Annotated in this window: 15 protein-coding genes; 2 read left to right on the top strand and 13 right to left on the bottom strand. The window is 53.8% G+C overall.

Going from position 1 to position 15905, the window contains the following annotated elements; translation table 11 throughout:
• Positions 1 to 88 precede the first annotated feature (88 nt).
• The 10 genes from BMZ14_RS07000 to BMZ14_RS06955 all read right to left on the bottom strand — a co-directional run bounded on the left by BMZ14_RS07000 (position 89) and on the right by BMZ14_RS06955 (position 9523).
• Complete coding sequence (locus BMZ14_RS07000) at positions 89 to 532, bottom strand: GNAT family N-acetyltransferase (RefSeq protein WP_074796118.1); 444 nt, start codon at positions 530 to 532, stop codon at positions 89 to 91.
• Between the two features lie 90 nt (positions 533 to 622).
• Complete coding sequence (locus tag BMZ14_RS06995) at positions 623 to 1930, bottom strand: adenylosuccinate synthase (protein WP_074796116.1); 1308 nt, start codon at positions 1928 to 1930, stop codon at positions 623 to 625.
• A 95-nt stretch (positions 1931 to 2025) separates the two neighbouring features.
• Entirely contained in the window at positions 2026 to 3195 is a 1170-nt protein-coding gene (locus tag BMZ14_RS06990) for an ATP phosphoribosyltransferase regulatory subunit (RefSeq protein ID WP_074796114.1), read from the bottom strand.
• 42 nt (positions 3196 to 3237) lie between these two features.
• On the bottom strand, positions 3238 to 3423 hold the full coding sequence (locus tag BMZ14_RS06985) for a DUF2065 domain-containing protein (RefSeq protein ID WP_074796112.1): 186 nt from the start codon (positions 3421 to 3423) through the stop codon (positions 3238 to 3240).
• A gap of 209 nt (positions 3424 to 3632) precedes the next feature.
• On the bottom strand, positions 3633 to 4511 hold the full coding sequence (gene hflC / locus BMZ14_RS06980; protein WP_074796110.1) for a protease modulator HflC: 879 nt from the start codon (positions 4509 to 4511) through the stop codon (positions 3633 to 3635).
• Entirely contained in the window at positions 4512 to 5705 is a 1194-nt protein-coding gene (hflK, locus tag BMZ14_RS06975) for an FtsH protease activity modulator HflK (RefSeq protein WP_074796544.1), read from the bottom strand.
• Positions 5706 to 5841: 136 nt separating this feature from the next.
• Positions 5842 to 7002, bottom strand: coding sequence for a GTPase HflX (gene hflX, locus BMZ14_RS06970; protein ID WP_074796108.1), 1161 nt, complete (start codon positions 7000 to 7002; stop codon positions 5842 to 5844).
• Positions 6995 to 7240: an RNA chaperone Hfq gene (hfq, locus tag BMZ14_RS06965; RefSeq protein WP_074796106.1), complete on the bottom strand. Its 246-nt coding sequence runs from the start codon at positions 7238 to 7240 to the stop codon at positions 6995 to 6997. Before hfq ends, hflX begins: the two co-directional genes overlap by 8 nt.
• Positions 7241 to 7662: 422 nt before the next feature.
• On the bottom strand, positions 7663 to 8667 hold the full coding sequence (locus tag BMZ14_RS06960) for a cytochrome-c peroxidase (RefSeq protein ID WP_074796105.1): 1005 nt from the start codon (positions 8665 to 8667) through the stop codon (positions 7663 to 7665).
• Between the two features lie 292 nt (positions 8668 to 8959).
• Positions 8960 to 9523 (bottom strand): RNA pyrophosphohydrolase, encoded by a 564-nt coding sequence (locus BMZ14_RS06955; RefSeq protein WP_074796542.1) that lies wholly within the window; start codon positions 9521 to 9523, stop codon positions 8960 to 8962.
• A 176-nt stretch (positions 9524 to 9699) separates the two neighbouring features.
• On the opposite strand from BMZ14_RS06955, the gene BMZ14_RS06950 reads away from it, so the two are divergent.
• Entirely contained in the window at positions 9700 to 11415 is a 1716-nt protein-coding gene (locus BMZ14_RS06950; protein WP_074796103.1) for a proline--tRNA ligase, read from the top strand.
• A 120-nt stretch (positions 11416 to 11535) separates the two neighbouring features.
• On the opposite strand, the gene BMZ14_RS06945 is transcribed toward BMZ14_RS06950, so the two are convergent.
• The 3 genes from BMZ14_RS06945 to BMZ14_RS06935 form a co-directional block, all read right to left on the bottom strand.
• Complete coding sequence (locus tag BMZ14_RS06945; RefSeq protein ID WP_074796101.1) at positions 11536 to 12045, bottom strand: TlpA family protein disulfide reductase; 510 nt, start codon at positions 12043 to 12045, stop codon at positions 11536 to 11538.
• Between the two features lie 22 nt (positions 12046 to 12067).
• Positions 12068 to 13300 (bottom strand): YihY family inner membrane protein, encoded by a 1233-nt coding sequence (locus BMZ14_RS06940; RefSeq protein ID WP_074796099.1) that lies wholly within the window; start codon positions 13298 to 13300, stop codon positions 12068 to 12070.
• Between the two features lie 125 nt (positions 13301 to 13425).
• Positions 13426 to 14958 carry a 2-isopropylmalate synthase gene (locus tag BMZ14_RS06935; RefSeq protein ID WP_074796097.1) on the bottom strand — a complete coding sequence of 511 codons (1533 nt, stop codon included), beginning with the start codon at positions 14956 to 14958 and terminating at the stop codon, positions 13426 to 13428.
• Positions 14959 to 15245: 287 nt separating this feature from the next.
• On the opposite strand from BMZ14_RS06935, the gene BMZ14_RS06925 reads away from it, so the two are divergent.
• Positions 15246 to 15875, top strand: a complete 630-nt coding sequence (locus BMZ14_RS06925) for an SCO family protein (protein WP_074796094.1) — start codon at positions 15246 to 15248, stop codon at positions 15873 to 15875.
• The last annotated feature ends 30 nt before the right edge of the window (positions 15876 to 15905 follow it).

Below are 15905 nucleotides of genomic sequence, written 5' to 3'. Positions count from 1 at the left end.
AAACAAATGCGGTCTGCTCCGGGAAATCGTCAGATACGGCAGAAGGATGCCTGGCGGAGAGCTACCGTGTGACTTCCAGGGGAAATGACTATTCAACCATGTCAGTCGATAATCGCAAAACCATTCTGACATGGGGAATCGCAGCATCCAGGAACTCTTCCCCCGCTGGTTGAAAATCAAATTTGAGATAAAACCCGACAGCATATGTTTGCGCGTTCAGACCGATCTGCTTTATCTGCCGGCTCCGCGCCTCCCCTAGCAGGCATTGCACGAGTGCGCTGCCCACGCCTTTGCCTCGCCAATCCTTAAGCACCGCCATGCGCCCGATCGAGCCGTCGCTTGAGAGCCGGGCAGTTCCGATCGGTTTTCCCGCTGAATCCATGGCGAGTACGTGGATACAATTCGCGTCAATTTCATCCCATTCCAATTCGGGAGGGATGCCCTGCTCGTGGATAAAAACAGCTTCCCGTATTGCGCGTAACGCTCCGCTATCGTTTTGCCAGTTGGCGATGCGCAACGTGCAGCCGTTCATACTGTTTTTTGTTTCTTCAGCGCTCACGGCAAAGACACACGCGAGCTGCCCATCTGATGCCAGGACCTGAAATCAAGAGGATAAGGATAGCTACTCAAAAGGATGCCGCAGCACAATCGTTTCTTCCCGGTCTGGGCCGGTCGATATCATGTCTATCGGGACCTCGCATACCTCTTCCATACGCTTCAGGTATGCGCGCGCCGCGGCCGGCAACTGCTCAAAGCTCTTGATGCCCACCGTGCTACCGGTCCACCCCGGCATTTCCTCGTAAACCGGCTCGCAACAGGCGAGTTCCTCCGCGCCCACCGGCAGGATCTCCCTGAAACCATTTCCCCCGCCGTTCCCGGTCAAATTGTAACCCACCCCTACGCGCAGGGTTTCTACGCCGTCCAGCACGTCGAGCTTGGTAACACATAAGCCCGAGACGCCATTGATCTGAATGGAGCGCTTCAGTGCCGCGGCGTCAAACCACCCGCAGCGTCGCGGCCGACCGGTGGTTGCACCAAATTCGTTGCCTCGTTTGGCCAGATGCCTGCCGACGTCGTCTACCAGTTCGGTAGGGAATGGACCGGCGCCTACCCGAGTGGTATAAGCCTTGGTAATGCCCAGCACGTAGTGCAGCATTTGCGGGCCGACCCCGCTTCCAGTCGTCGCCGCACCCGCAATGCAGTTACTCGACGTAACAAAAGGGTAGGTGCCATGATCGATATCGAGCAAGGTTCCTTGCGCACCTTCAAATAGCAGGTTGTTACCGGACCTGTTGGCTTCGAACAAAAGTCGCGGCACGTCTGCCATCATTGGTTTGATGCGCTCAGCCAGGGATAGGGTATCATCAACAGTTTGCTGAAAATCTACCACCGGGGCATGGAAATAATTTTTCAGCACAAAATTATGATAATCGAGCATCTCGCCGAGCTTCGCAGCAAAGCGGTCACGGTGAAACAGATCCTGTAGGCGAACGGCACGTCGCGCTATCTTGTCTTCGTACGCCGGCCCTATGCCGCGCCCCGTCGTACCGATTTTGCCCAGGCCTCGGGCGGTTTCCCGTGCGCTATCGAGCGCGACATGGCAGGGCAGTATAAGGGGGCAGGCTTCACTGATGCGCAACCTTCCCTGCACGTCGACCCCGGCATTCTCCAGCATGTCGACTTCCTCCAGCAGCGCCTGCGGGGACACGACGACGCCATTGCCAATATAGCAAGCGACGTCATTACGCAGAATCCCCGAAGGAATCAGGTGCAGTACCGTTTGCTTGCCACCGATGACCAGCGTGTGTCCCGCGTTGTGGCCTCCCTGAAAGCGAACCACGCCTCGAGCGTGGTCGGTCAGCCAATCGACTATCTTGCCCTTGCCTTCGTCGCCCCACTGTGTCCCAATGACGACCACATTTTTTGTCATATCTGCCAATCTTGAAAATTAATACACCGCCGAGCCCGGAGATTCAAGGGATGCTCAACCAGAGCGCTTTTCCTGCGTGTCTGCCGATATTCACGTCAGATTTTTGTTACCGACCAAACATTGCGTTCCAGCATCAGTTTCCTGTCGCAGTTAAAAACACTTTCGTCATTCTCATGCCCAGGCAATTCCACCACTACGACTTCGCCTTCACTACGAAGCTGTTCAATTCTTCTTTCAAGCGCCTTATCCCCTTTCGCATAAGGAGCCAGGATTCCCTTGGGATAGAGACCGGGTTCCACCAACCCGGACAGTTCCCGTAAGTCCATACTGAACCCGGTAGCCGGACGGGATCTTCCAAACGCTTTTCCGACTTCGTCGTAGCGTCCACCCATCGCAATCGCGTTGGAACTGCTACCTGTATATGCCGCGAAAACCATGCCGCTGTGATAGTGATAGCCTCGCAGATCAGCCAGGTCAAACGCCAGCGTATCCACGAGCGGACCCAACTCCGCCCCAACCATTTCCAGTTCATCCAGCGCCGTCATGATTTCCGGATAATTCGGGAGAGATTTGCGCGCACGGCGCAGGGTCTTGTCATCGCCATATAGTTCAGGCAGCAGCAATAGCGCCTGCACCACAGGTTTGTCCACCTGCTTATCGAGGCCGCCGCAAAGCTTCTCCAGTGCCGATATATCCTTTGCCTGCAATACACCGAATAATTCCCTTTCCAGCTCAGCCGGAATTCCCGCGCCCCTGACCAGACCCCGAAATACCGCGACGTGACCGAGATCAAGATGAATTTTACCAACTCCGGCTATCGCCAGACATTGCAGCATAAGCCGCTGGACTTCCAGATCGCTTTCCAGCCCGCTGTGGCCATAAAGTTCCGCGCCAACCTGCAGCGGCTCTCGCGTGCGGGTCAAACCGGAGGGCACCGTATGCAACACCGTGCCTGCGTAACAAAGCCGCGTGATACCCTTGCGGTTCAGCAAATGCGCATCGATACGCGCGACCTGAGGCGTCATGTCCGCACGCAAGCCCATCATCCGGCCGCTGAGCTGATCCACTACTTTAAACATGCGCAAATCAGTGCCGCCGCCGCTGCCCTTCAGTAGCGATTCCACATATTCCAGCAAGGGGGGGCCGACGAGTTCATAGCCATGTGCAAACAGCCAATCCATGACGCGTCGACGCATCATCTCGATGCGGAATGCCTCGGCAGGCAGGATGTCCTCAATATATTCGGGAAGAACCCATGCACGCATGTTTACGTTCCATTGCATCTTGAGAGAAGTGCGAGCGCGGACCTATTTCACGAGGTAAAGTAGAAGAAGTCCCGCCAGCATAGAGGTAAGACCGATAAAGCGAATCTGATTGTCGCCCGTTTCCGTCAGTTTTCTGAAGGTCTCCCGCCAAACGCCGGGCATCAGGAACGGAACGAGTCCTTCCAGCACCAGCATCAGGGCGAACGCCATTAATAACGTGTCCCACATGCCGCCATAACCTCGGTAGATACTTGGTGCTTGGTACGCACTCGCCGATTTAAAGTTCCAGCGAGATCGTTGTCGGCGGGAAATTGCGAAAGAAATATCACGGCAACAGGATGCCCAAGGTCTGCATATCCCGCCATGAACTCACCGCAGCCAGCAGATCCCGGAATTCATAAAACGTTTGCATTGAGACGAATCATGGAAATCCGCCATCATTTCGCGTTTCTACCCGAGTTCTTCAAATACTTGAAAAACTCGGAGGTGGGCTCCAGCACCATCATGTCGCTCTTGTTTCTGAAACTCTGCTTATAGGCTTCCAGGCTACGATAAAAAGCATAAAATTCCGGGTTAGGTTGAAAAGCGCTCGCGTAAATTGCGGAGGCCTTGGCATCACCTTCACCTTTTACCTCCTGAGCTTTCCGGTAAGCTTCCGCAAGAATGACTTCGCGTTGACGGTCGGCGTCGGCGCGAATTTTTTCAGACTCTGCCGACCCCGTGGAGCGTAATTCATTCGCTACCCGTTTACGTTCCGCTTCCATGCGACGATAGACCGATTCGCTCACTTCCTGAGGCAAATCCACCCGCTTCAGCCTGACGTCCACGACCTCCACTCCGATTTTGCGCGCGTCGGCGTCGGCTTTCTGGCGCATGATTTCCATTATCTTGTCCCGCTCTCCGGAAACCACGTCATGCACCGTGCGATTCCCGAACTCATCCCGAAGGCTGGAATTCACCGTTTGCGCCAAGCGGGTCTGCGCAAGCATTTCGTCGCCACGCACGCTGACGTAATACTGCTTGACGTCGATGATCCGCCACTTCACGAACAGATCTACCAATACATTCTTTTTTTCCGACGTGATAAAGCGCTCGGGTTCGGCTGTATCCATGGTCAGGATACGAGAATCGAAATAGCGCACGTTCTGCGCCAAAGGAATCTTGAAATACAGGCCGGGCGACGTCTTTACATCGACTACCTCCCCTAGTTGAAACAAGATCGCTTGCTGGCGCTGGTCCACGATATACAGTGAAGAAGTTCCCAGAAGGAACAGGGCGACAAGAATGCCCAAGAGCAACGAGGTATAGTTTTTCATTTATCTTGTCTCCCGTTCACGGCCGCGAAACGCCTCGCGAGTGCGAGCACCGCCGTCCGGCACAGCCTCTTGCGAAACGCCGGATGGCGCTTCGGATGGCAGCGCAGGTGAAGACGAGGGCCCGCTCGTTTGTATCAGTTTATCCAGCGGTAAATAGAGCAGATTGCTGCCGCTTTTCTGATCCACGATAATTTTGCTGGTGTTCGAAAGCACCTCTTCCATCATGTCCAGATAAAGCCGGTCACGGGTCACGGCAGGCGCTTTACTATATTCAGCAAGAACCTGTTTAAAGCGGCTTGCCTCACCCTCGGAACTTGCAATTACGCGTTGCTTGTACCCTTCAGACTCTTCCAGCAATCGCGCCGCGTTACCCTTGGCCTTGGGAATAACATCGTTGGCGTAGGCTTGACCTTCATTTTTCTGCCGTTCCCTATCCTGACCTGCCTTGACCGCATCATCAAAAGCCGCCTGCACCTGCTCCGGCGGTTGCGCGTTCTGCATTGTCACTTTACTGATGGCAATCCCTATCTTGTAGCGATCGAGGATGTCCTGCATCAGTTCGGTTGCTTTCGCCGCCACCTGTTCGCGGCCCTCATATAGCACAAAATCCATTTTACTTTTACCGATGATTTCCCGTATTGCGGTTTCCGCCGCTTGCAGCACCGCGTTTTCCGGTTCGCGGTTGGTGAACAGGAATTCCTCGGGATTCTTGAGGATGTATTGCACCGCAAACTGAATATCGACAATATTTTCGTCATCGGTCAGCATCAGCGATTCTTTCAATACCTTGCTTCTCACATTGTTACGATAGCCGATTTCCACCGTGCGTACCTGGCTCACATTAACGGCTTCCACTACCTCGATCGGATAGGGCAAATGCCAGCGCAAGCCCGCCTGGGTGCTTTCCACATACTTTCCGAAACGTAATACGATGCCTCGCTGGCCTTCGTTCACAATGTAAAATCCGCTGCCTATCCACAGCAGAAGGAGCAGCCCGATAAGCAACCCGATGCTGACGTTATATCGCTTCGGAGGACCGCCGGCCGGTCCCTCGCCGCCGCCAGGCCCGTTGCCCCCGCCCTTGCGCTTCAAAAGGTTATTGAGCTTCTTGTTGAAGTTGCGCCACAGTTGATCCAGGTCAGGTGGACCGGAATTGCCTTTTTTTCTTCCCCACTGGGGATCGTTTAATCCCATGATGATTCCTATTTTTTGTTTAATGCAGATAGACATTAAACGGTACGGTGAAAACTTCGGATTTCAGCTTGCCGTAGAAAACAAACGTGTTATGGAACGGATGGACAAACAAACACGGCGAGGAGCTATAGTGTCATTACGGTCGGGCATGCGGTCTGTCCTCACGCCCGTGCAATGCACGCTCCTCAATTGCTTCTGCCAGGGCCAGCCTGATAAATTCCAGCCCCTCGCCGGTTTTTGCGCTCAATCGGATTTGCTCGATTCTACCATACTCATCACGCCGATAACCCGCGCCGCCCGCGGATAAGTCGATAAGGTCCACCTTGTTCAGCACCAGTATCTGTGGAACGGTGTCGGCACCAATTTCCTTCAGCACCTTGTTGACTTCATCAATCTGCTCAGCACGGGCAGGACTGCCCGCGTCCGCCACGTGGAGCAATAAATCGGCTTGTACTGTTTCCTCCAGGGTGGCTCGGAAAGCGGCGACAAGTGAATGGGGCAAATCGCGGATGAAACCCACCGTATCCGAGAGCACGAGGGGACCGTAATCCTGGATGAACAATTTCCGGGTAGTTGCGTCCAGAGTCGCGAATAATTGATCAGCTACGTAGGTATGGGCGCGGGTGAGATTATTGAACAGGGTGGACTTGCCGGCGTTGGTATAGCCGACGATGGAAACAGACATTACTTGGCCGCGCTGCCTGGAGCGGCGCTGCAACGCGCGTTGCGCCTGGAATTTTGCAAGTTTTTCCTTCAGCAGTTTAACGCGCTTCCCCAGCAGGCGCCGGTCCGTCTCCAATTGCGTTTCGCCGGGGCCGCGTAAACCAATACCGCCTTTTTGGCGTTCCAGATGGCTCCAGCCGCGTACCAACCGGGTTGCAAGGTGCTCAAGCTGCGCAAGTTCCACCTGCAACTTTCCTTCATGACTTTTGGCGCGTTGCGCGAAGATATCCAGAATCAGGCTGGTGCGGTCTATTACCCTGTGCTCGACGCGCTGCTCCAGATTACGTTGCTGGGCAGGAGAGAGGTCGTGGTTGAAAATGACCAGGGAGGCTCCGGTTTGTTCCAATGCCGCCGCTATTTCATCGACCTTTCCACTACCTGCGAAGGTCGCCGGGTCCGGCTTTAAGCGCTTGCCGTTGACAACCGCGGAAATCGTAAGCTGATCGCTCGCAGCCAGCCGTCGTAATTCTTCCAGATTCTCGGCAGGATCGCTCTCCCCAAAATCCAGACTGACCAGTACAGCCTTATCAGCGGCGTTAGTGTTAAACGTGTTCGCTGCGGGTCGATCAAGCATCAGGTATAGTGGGCGCCTCAAATGGAATGTTCACAGCCCTTGCGGGGACAACAGTGGAAATCGCGTGTTTGTATACCATTTGCGTAACAGTATTCTTCAGCAGCACCACATATTGATCAAATGAGTCAATATGTCCTTGCAGCTTGATTCCGTTTACCAGATAAATTGACACTGGAATATGTTCCTTCCGCAATGTATTTAGAAACGGGTCTTGTAACAATTGCCCCTTAGCGCTCATTGGTGACTCCGTATTTTAATTATTCAAGAAGTAACTCTACTTGATTTTCAAGAGTAAATCCATATTTGTAAAGGGGAGCCGAATCAGCGGCGAATACCGAAAACACGGGTATGACAAATATTAATCTCCCCACCTGCAATTCTCCGGAGAATTGAATCAGCGGGGATAAAAAAAGAACAGGAGCATCACCGCAATCTTCGCTATTTCCGGCGTGGCAATACCCGCAGTGCCTGACTTGAGCGCAGCCAAAATGCAAGTCCCGGCTGAGCCCGGGCTGTAACTCAACCTGGCATACTTTTTCATCCGAAAGTGCAGTACGGAACGCCTTCCGATGAATGCAGGTCCGGCAACGCGCAACTTATGGCGTTCTCTCGCAAGAGAAGAGGCATCAAGGAGCGCGATCCGGTTTTCCCCTGTACTGATTAATCATCAAACGGTTTAGGTTTCGGGGTCTCCTTGGTTGAGGGCGGCAGAATGGGTATCAGGAATTGAGGTTGCTTACCGGTAAGCGTCTTCAGGAAGGCTACGATCTTCGCGTTTTCATCCTTGGTGAAGTTGCGGCCCAACTGTAGACGGCCCATCGTGTTCACCGCGTCTTCGAGGCTTGCGGCAGCACCGTCATGAAAATATGGATAAGTCAACTCGATATTTCGCAAGGTGGGTACCTTGAACATCATGCGGTCCGCATCCTTTCCAGTTATCGCAAACCGGCCTTCCGCCTTGCTCTTTGTTTTGTAAGGTTCCATTACACCCATCTTCTGGAATGAGGCCCCGCCGACCGCAGCTCCATTATGACAGCCCGTGCACCCGGCATCCTTGAAGAGATTGTATCCTTCCCGTTCGGTTTGATTTATGGCCGCCTTGTCGCCCTTGAGCCATTTATCGAAACGGGAGTCAGGTGTAACCAGTGTTTCTTCAAAGGCGGCGATTGCATCCGTTACCATGCCGATGTCAATCTTGTCGGAACCAAACACCTCTTTGAAGCGATTCCGGTACTGGGGGATGGACTGGAGCACGCCCACCGCCAATTCGTGGCTGAACGCCATTTCCCCGGGGTTTGCGATCGGGCCGCCAGCCTGGTCCTTCAAGGTCTTGGCACGGCCATCCCAGAACTGCGCCAGATTCATGCTGGAATTCAGCACTGTAGGCGAATTGATCGGGCCCTGATGCCACTTATGGCCGATTGATGAGGGCAGATTGTCTGAGCCGCCCATGCTCAGGTTGTGGCAGGAGTTGCACGAGATGAATCCGGACTTCGATAAGCGTGGATCAAAAAAAAGCATCTTGCCCAGTTCCACCATGTTTTCATTCTTGGGTTTGGCGGCTTCAATTGGCTGAATGGGTTCATCGGCAGCGGCAGCCATGACTGGCGGCGCGGCAATGGTTCCAACAGATAGCAGCGATATGATCAATGCCCGCATTATCATCGGTAATCTCCTAAAAAACGCGGCTGTAGTGGCGCAGCCGATTACGCCTAACAAACTGAAGCCATGGGCAAGTTTATCTGCGGCTCGGGACGGGAACAAGGTATCGGATATCATATGTCGCGATGGAGCTTGCTGCTGTAAAAAAAGAGGTAAGGGCCTGGCACGGCTAAATATGAAACGCGGGACTCCTGCCAATCGAATCCGGGGAGTGCCCGGGCATGGCTCGGCACACCGGTCTTCCCGGTCCGGGAATATTTCATGCTGTTCCGTGCTGGAATGCTGCTTGTCCGATTTACTCGCTATGTTTGACTGGACCAATTGCAAACTGTTTCCTGCTGCCGTAGCCCGATCTGCCATAACCATCACTTCCGGTGGGAGGGAGGGGACGGTTGAGCAAGCGCGCCAGTTCCGTCAAGGCCTGCCGGTAAACCTGGCGTTTGAATTCGACCACGGACTCCAGTTCTACCCAGTACTGGTTCCATCGCCACGCATCAAATTCAGGACGGACGCTGGTGCGCAGGGATACGTCGCAGTCACGCCCTATCAGTCGCAAAAGATACCAGATTTGTTTTTGGCCCTTGTAATTTCCTCGCCAGTCGCGCCTTATCCATTGATCCGGCACTTCATAGCGAAGCCAATGCCGTGTTCGGCCAATGATCTCCACATGCCAGGGATGCAAGCCGACTTCTTCCGTCAATTCCCGATACATCGCCTGCTCCGGACTCTCGCCCGGCTTGATGCCTCCTTGCGGAAATTGCCAGGAATCCTGCTTGATGCGTTTCCCCCAGAATACTTCGTTTTTCGAGTTCAGCAGAATGATACCCACATTTGAGCGATATCCGTTACGGTCGATCATGCGATTCACCCGTTTTATCCATCACAATAGGAATAGATTTTTCCACATTTTATCCCAGATTGAAAGCTGCCAAGAGTTTAATAAAACAACGGTTAAGGAAGCACAGGCAGTGCGGCTGAAAATGGGATGACTTTTCAGAGTAGAATTGCAGGTCCCACCGTCACAGCGGACCGCATATGCGCCTAGCAAGTTTTTTTATTTCCACTCTCAAGGAAGCCCCCGCCGAGGCGGAATTGATAAGCCACAAGCTGATGCTGCGCGCCGGCCTCATCAGGCGGCTAGGGAGCGGGCTTTACACGTGGATGCCACTCGGTCTTAAAGTCCTGCGGAAGGTTGAAAGTGTCGTGCGGGAAGAGATGGACGCAAGCGGCGCGCTGGAACTTCTGATGCCGGCCATACAGCCTGCTGAATTGTGGCGCGAAACGGGACGCTGGGATGTGTTCGGTCCCCAGATGTTGAGAATCAAGGACAGGCATCAGCGCGATTTTTGCTTTGGCCCTACCCATGAGGAGGTTATTACAGACATCGCCCGGCGGGAGATTAGAAGCTACCGTCAGTTGCCATTGACCTTTTACCAGATTCAAACCAAATTCCGCGACGAAATCCGGCCGCGCTTCGGCGTCATGCGCGCCCGCGAATTCGTCATGAAAGACGCTTATTCGTTTCACGCCGGCAGTGACAGCCTGGAGAAAACATACGCAGCGATGCATGAAGCCTACTGCCGGATATTCAGCCGCCTGGGAGTGGGATTTCGCGCAGTGACAGCGGATACCGGACCAATGGGAGGCAGCGGTTCGCATGAGTTTCACGTATTAGCGGATTCAGGCGAGGACGCCATCGCTTTTTGCCCGGATTCGGAATACGCGGCTAACGTGGAAATGGCCGAGGCATTGCCGCCGGCAGGGCCTCGCGGTGCGGCTGGAAGCGTAATGCGGAAAGTCGAGACGGTGGGCAAAAAGACCTGTGAGGAAGTGGCCGCGTTCTTGAGCCTTCCTGTTGAGCAAACGATAAAAACGCTGGCAGTAGTGGCAAATGGCGAAGTATATCTATTGCTGCTACGCGGCGACCATCACCTCAACGAGACGAAAGTTCGCAAGATTCCTTTTCTTTGCGACTTCCGGTTAGCGAACGAAGAGGAAATTCGCGCAAAAACCGGTTGCCTTCCAGGATATATTGGACCTGCCGGCCTGACCCTTCCCGTCATCGCGGACCGTACCGTAGCGGCAATGAACGATTTCGTGTGCGGTGCGAATGAAGAGAATTACCATCTCGTGAATGCGAATTTTGGCCGTGATATGAAAGAACCCGACCATGTCTTCGACATCCGCAATGTGATTCCTGGCGATCCATCGCCCGATGGCGGGGGAAAGCTGGATATCTGCCGCGGCATAGAAGTGGGGCATATTTTCCAGTTGCACACTAAATACTCGGAAGCGATGAAAGCCGTTTATCTCGATGAATCAGGGCAGAGCCGGCCCATGGAAATGGGTTGCTATGGCATTGGCGTATCACGCATTGTAGCTGCCGCCGTCGAGCAGAACCATGATGCGGGCGGTATTATCTTTCCGGAGGCGATGGCGCCTTTCCAGGTCGTTATCATCCCCATCGGGCTAAAGAAAAATACGGAGGTCAGGATCGAGGCCGAGAGTATATATGCTGCGCTGTGCGACGCCGGCATCGATGTTCTGCTGGATGACCGGGACGATCGGCCCGGTGTGATGTTTGCTGACATGGAGCTGATAGGCATTCCCCATCGTATCGTTATCGGCGAGAGAAGCTTGAAGCAAGGAATAATAGAGTATCAGGGGCGACGGGACGAGAAAGCACAAGCTATTCCTTATCCATCCCAAGATATTGTCGGGTTTATAAAATCAAGAATACGCGGAGCCTGACGTGATGTCCTGTAATTGCCTTTCTGCGTTCATCTGCCGGCCCTCCATGACGGTTCTCTCGACAGGTGGCCTAACGTAGGCCCTTGTCTCGATAGTAGATATCCTGTTGCTTGCAGGAATTCACTTGTCCTTTCGTTGCGTTTTCCCGCCTGAACGTCCGCCCGGTTCCACTACCGGATTTTCCCGCATGAAGCCCTCCAGGTCTTCGCGGGAAATTATCCCCACCTTGTAGGCTGCCGGCTTCCCGGCAGGGTCAAATAAATAGGTGGTAGGCAGCATTGAGACGGGTCCGATCTGCGAGGCAATTTTTTTATCGCCAAAAACAATCGGATAAGAAATGGACATGGAGTCAACAAATTTAAGCACCGTTTTAGGATTACGGTAATCCATCGCGACACCGATAACCATTACATCTTTTTTCCGGCTCTCGTAGAGCGACACGAGATCCGGGATTTCCTTCAGACAAGGTGGGCACCACGTTGCCCAGAAATTTATCACTACCCATTTGCCTTTGTAGTCAGAAAGCGTGAGTTTCTTGCCCGTATGGTCCGTAAAAGTAAAGCCCACGGCCTGGGCATTGGACAGGGATAAGGACAGGCACACCAAAACGGCAAGACAGTATCGCGTCATTTTTTTGGACAACCCTTGAAGTTCAATTCACCACCACTTTATCTGGTTGCGATGACGCAAAAAGTTGCGACAGCGGGAGATTCATTTTCTCGTTCATTCCGGCCGCAATCTCGTCCAGCAGATGCTCCAGCTTTTCATCGCCCGCAGCAGCGAAGCGCACCGCCTCGGGGCGAAATGTAAACAGGCGATAAATATCGGCAACCATGATTTTAGCGGGATCAAGTATCAAAACCCATCCTCCTGTCTTCACCTGCTGGACGAGCCCGGCCTGGCTCAGAAGCTCCATCATCGGCTCCAGCTCTTCGGGAGTCAGCGCCAGTCCTTGCTGCAAACTGGAATAAGTTTCAACTTTGCCTGTCTTTAGCGCCTCTCCCAGTATCTGTAACAGGCGCAACGCGTCGAAAAACTGCTTGCCCTTTGCTGCCGGGTCGCGCCGCCATGTACCGAAACGCCAACTGGAAAGGGAAGCGGCAATTACCGCGCCCAGCAACACCATCAACCATGAGAGATAAATCCACAGCAGGAAAATAGGGATAGCGGCAAACGTGCCATACACCGCCTGATAAGTGGGAAACCGGGTGACATAAATGGCGAACCCCTGCTTCATAACCTCGAATCCCACGGCCGCGGCCACGCCGCCCACCATCGCATGACGCCATGAAACCTGGCGATTAGGGACAATGAGATAGGGAATCGAAAAGGCAATACTAGTCAGGACGAGTGGTCCCAGGCGCAGAAGCGCGATATCGATGCCCGGAATGTCCCGGGTAAGACCCATCGACGTTCCGATCAGCCAGGAAGTAAGCGACAAGCTCGCGCCGATCAATAGTGGACCAATGGTGAGTACCGCCCAGTATATCAGCAGCCGGTGCAGGAGGGGTCGTAGCCGGGAAACCCGCCATATGGAGTTTAGCGCTTTGTCGATGGTCAGCATCAGCGCAAGCGCCGTCACCCCCAGAAAAGCAGTGCCGATGGCGGTCAGTTTCACCGCGTTGTCGGCGAATTGCTGCATATATACGGCGATGACCTTATTTGCCGCTTCCGGCACCATAGTGGTGAGAATGAATATTTTTATCTGGGTTGAAAATTCAGTAAACGCGGGAAATGCCGCCACGACAGATAGTGCGATAGTGATTAACGGCACTAGCGAGAGCAGAGTAGTGAAGGTAAGGCTTCCGGCAACCTGTGTGCAATTGTGCTGGAAGAAGCGGACCAGCACGTAATATGTGAAATCCAGGGGGCGCGAGGATTTCATCGGTCTTTAAGCCGATCGACAGGTATGAAAGGAAAATCTCAAAACGCATCCCCCATGTTCCAAGCAGAATAAACTGATCCTGCCGCATACACTATCAGTTTATCCCGTCCTGCGGAATCGGCTGATCAAACCTGCGGATGTGCTCGCTCCAGTTTACTGTGCAGTTTGTTGAGCGCACTGAGGTAGGCTTTAGCAGAGGCTACGACGATATCGGTATCCGCACCGTTCCCGTTAACGATGCGGCCCGACTTTTGCAATCGCACCGTCACCTCGCCTTGCGAATCGGTACCGCTTGTGATGGCGTTAACAGAAAATAACTGCAACTCGGCGCCGCTGCTCAATATCTTTTCAATTGCCCGGAAAACGGCATCCACGGGACCGCTACCATCCGACTCGGCGCGCGATTCCTTGCCTTCTTCGCCAATCACTATATTCGCATGAGGCGTTTCGCCGGTTTCGCTATGAGCCGTCAGCGACAGAAGCTTGTAGTGTTCGTGCAGGGTCATGGCGTCGTCCGAAACCAGCGCATACAGGTCTTCGTCGAAAATGTCGTGCTTCTTGTCCGCCAATTCCTTGAAACGCATGAATGTAGCGTTAAGCACTTCCTCCGATTCCAATCCAATCCCGAGTTCCGCCAGACGACTGCGAAAGGCGTTGCGGCCGGAATGTTTGCCGAGTAATAGTTTGTTGGCGCCCCAGCCCACGTCTTCGGCACGCATGATCTCATAGGTTTCGCGGTGCTTGAGGACACCGTCCTGGTGTATCCCGGATTCATGAGCAAACGCGTTTGCGCCGACAATGGCCTTGTTCGGCTGTACTGGAAAACCCGTAATACCCGACACAAGTTTGCTCGCCGGTACGATATGAACCGCGTCTATGCGCGTGTCACAGGGGAAAAAGTCCTGACGGGTACGTACCGCCATTACGATTTCCTCCAGCGAGGCATTACCTGCGCGTTCACCCAGGCCGTTAACGGTGCATTCCACCTGGCGCGCTCCGTTGACTACCGCCGAGAGAGAATTAGCCACTGCCAGACCCAGATCGTTATGGCAATGCACTGAAAACACTACCTTGTCGGAATTGGGTATTCGTTCACGCAGCGTACGGATGAGTTTTCCGAACTGCTCCGGCATGGTATAACCGACGGTGTCGGGAATATTAACGGTGGCGGCTCCGGCATTAATCACAGCCTCCAGCACGCGGCAGAGAAAATCTATGTCGGAGCGGCCTGCGTCTTCAGGTGAAAATTCCACATCATCGGTATATTGGCGAGCCCATTTCACCGCTTTTACCGCTTGTTCCACCACCTGGTCCGGAGACATGCGCAGCTTCTTCTGCATGTGTATGGGAGAAGTGGCAATAAAAGTGTGAATACGAGCCGAAGTGGTCCCTTGCAAAGCTTCGCCGGCGCGCTTGATGTCAGCTTCGGTCGCCCGGGCGAGGCCACACACCGTGCTGTCCCTGATCGCGTCAGCCACCGCTTTCACCGATTCGAAGTCGCCGTTGGAGGCGGCCGGGAAGCCTGCTTCGATCACGTCCACCCGCATGCGCTCGAGTTGCCGCGCAATCCGTACCTTTTCTTCTCGCGTCATGGATGCACCGGGGCTTTGCTCGCCATCGCGCAAAGTGGTGTCAAAGATAATCAAGTGGTCTTTCAATGAATTCTCCGTTTTCCGAAAGGATAATCGAACTGCCATACCGAATCCAGGAGCAGATTCCGCAGCATAAAAAACTTGAAGGGGGGTGTAATTTTAGCGCGCGCGGCGCAGCAGCGGTCTTGCGAGAAGCTGCGGGCGATGCAGAAAGCGGAGGGGGAAAGTGCGATGTGTTTGCCTCATGAGAGGAATATAAAGCGTTTCCCGTATTCGTGCAATAGCAATGTTGAATGCTATATTGAAAGCGAACGGGCGAACATCACTGCCGAAAGCAACGTGGGAAAATCTCGATGGACAAACGTGCTGCCAGATCACTAAGCCTGATTACAGGCCGGTTCATTTCAGGGTTGATGATGGTGCTGGCAGTGAGTGCTTGCACCTCCAGGAGTTCCTGGCATCTTGAGCAGGTCACAGGCCATTTGCCGGAACTGAATTTTTCTCTGACGTCCGACACCGGCCAGGCGGTGACGGCAGAAACATATGATGGGCACGTATTATTGATGTATTTCGGATTTACCCATTGTGAGGCCGAATGCCCCGTTTCAATGGCCCGGCTGGCTCGCATAACGCAGCTTCTGGGCAGTGATGCGCAGCAAGTTCGCGTCCTTTTTGTCACGCTCGATCCCGAGCGTGACACGCCGCAAGTCTTGCACCGGTACGTGACACAATTTGACCCCGTGCATGCCGTCGGGTTGACGGGCTCAAAAGAAGACATCGAAGCTCTCACCAAGCAATACCGGGCGGCCTATCGTCCGCGCTCAAAAATATCCGAGTCGCGCGATATCATGCACAGCGACGCCATTTACATTTTTGATTCACGAGGTCAAGCGCGCCTGCTGGCCACTTCCGCCGATTCTGACGAGAATCTGGAGCAGGACCTTCGCCGACTGCTGGCTTCAGCTGACGGAATCCGGCAGTGACGCAGACGGTGGAATAAGTTTGCACATATC

The sequence above is a fragment of the Nitrosospira briensis genome, from assembly GCF_900115125.1.
GTDB lineage: Bacteria > Pseudomonadota > Gammaproteobacteria > Burkholderiales > Nitrosomonadaceae > Nitrosospira > Nitrosospira briensis_A.
The sequence above is the reverse complement of the archived record's forward strand: the minus strand, read 5'-3'. Positions and strand labels throughout refer to the sequence as shown.

Excerpts from the sequence above, each read along its gene's own strand:
- BMZ14_RS06950 (WP_074796103.1), top strand. The coding sequence starts at position 9,700 with ATGCGCCTAGCAAGTTTTTTTATTTCCACTCTCAAGGAAGCCCCCGCC.
- BMZ14_RS06985 (WP_074796112.1), bottom strand. The coding sequence starts at position 3,423 with ATGTGGGACACGTTATTAATGGCGTTCGCCCTGATGCTGGTGCTGGAA.
- BMZ14_RS06955 (WP_074796542.1), bottom strand. The coding sequence starts at position 9,523 with ATGATCGACCGTAACGGATATCGCTCAAATGTGGGTATCATTCTGCTG.
- BMZ14_RS06925 (WP_074796094.1), top strand. The coding sequence starts at position 15,246 with ATGGACAAACGTGCTGCCAGATCACTAAGCCTGATTACAGGCCGGTTC.
- BMZ14_RS06960 (WP_074796105.1), bottom strand. The coding sequence starts at position 8,667 with ATGATAATGCGGGCATTGATCATATCGCTGCTATCTGTTGGAACCATT.
- hflK (WP_074796544.1), bottom strand. The coding sequence starts at position 5,705 with ATGGGATTAAACGATCCCCAGTGGGGAAGAAAAAAAGGCAATTCCGGT.
- BMZ14_RS07000 (WP_074796118.1), bottom strand. The coding sequence starts at position 532 with ATGAACGGCTGCACGTTGCGCATCGCCAACTGGCAAAACGATAGCGGA.
- hflC (WP_074796110.1), bottom strand. The coding sequence starts at position 4,511 with ATGAAAAACTATACCTCGTTGCTCTTGGGCATTCTTGTCGCCCTGTTC.
- hfq (WP_074796106.1), bottom strand. The coding sequence starts at position 7,240 with ATGAGCGCTAAGGGGCAATTGTTACAAGACCCGTTTCTAAATACATTG.
- BMZ14_RS06940 (WP_074796099.1), bottom strand. The coding sequence starts at position 13,300 with ATGAAATCCTCGCGCCCCCTGGATTTCACATATTACGTGCTGGTCCGC.
- hflX (WP_074796108.1), bottom strand. The coding sequence starts at position 7,002 with ATGCTTGATCGACCCGCAGCGAACACGTTTAACACTAACGCCGCTGAT.
- BMZ14_RS06990 (WP_074796114.1), bottom strand. The coding sequence starts at position 3,195 with ATGCGTGCATGGGTTCTTCCCGAATATATTGAGGACATCCTGCCTGCC.
- BMZ14_RS06995 (WP_074796116.1), bottom strand. The coding sequence starts at position 1,930 with ATGACAAAAAATGTGGTCGTCATTGGGACACAGTGGGGCGACGAAGGC.
- BMZ14_RS06945 (WP_074796101.1), bottom strand. The coding sequence starts at position 12,045 with ATGACGCGATACTGTCTTGCCGTTTTGGTGTGCCTGTCCTTATCCCTG.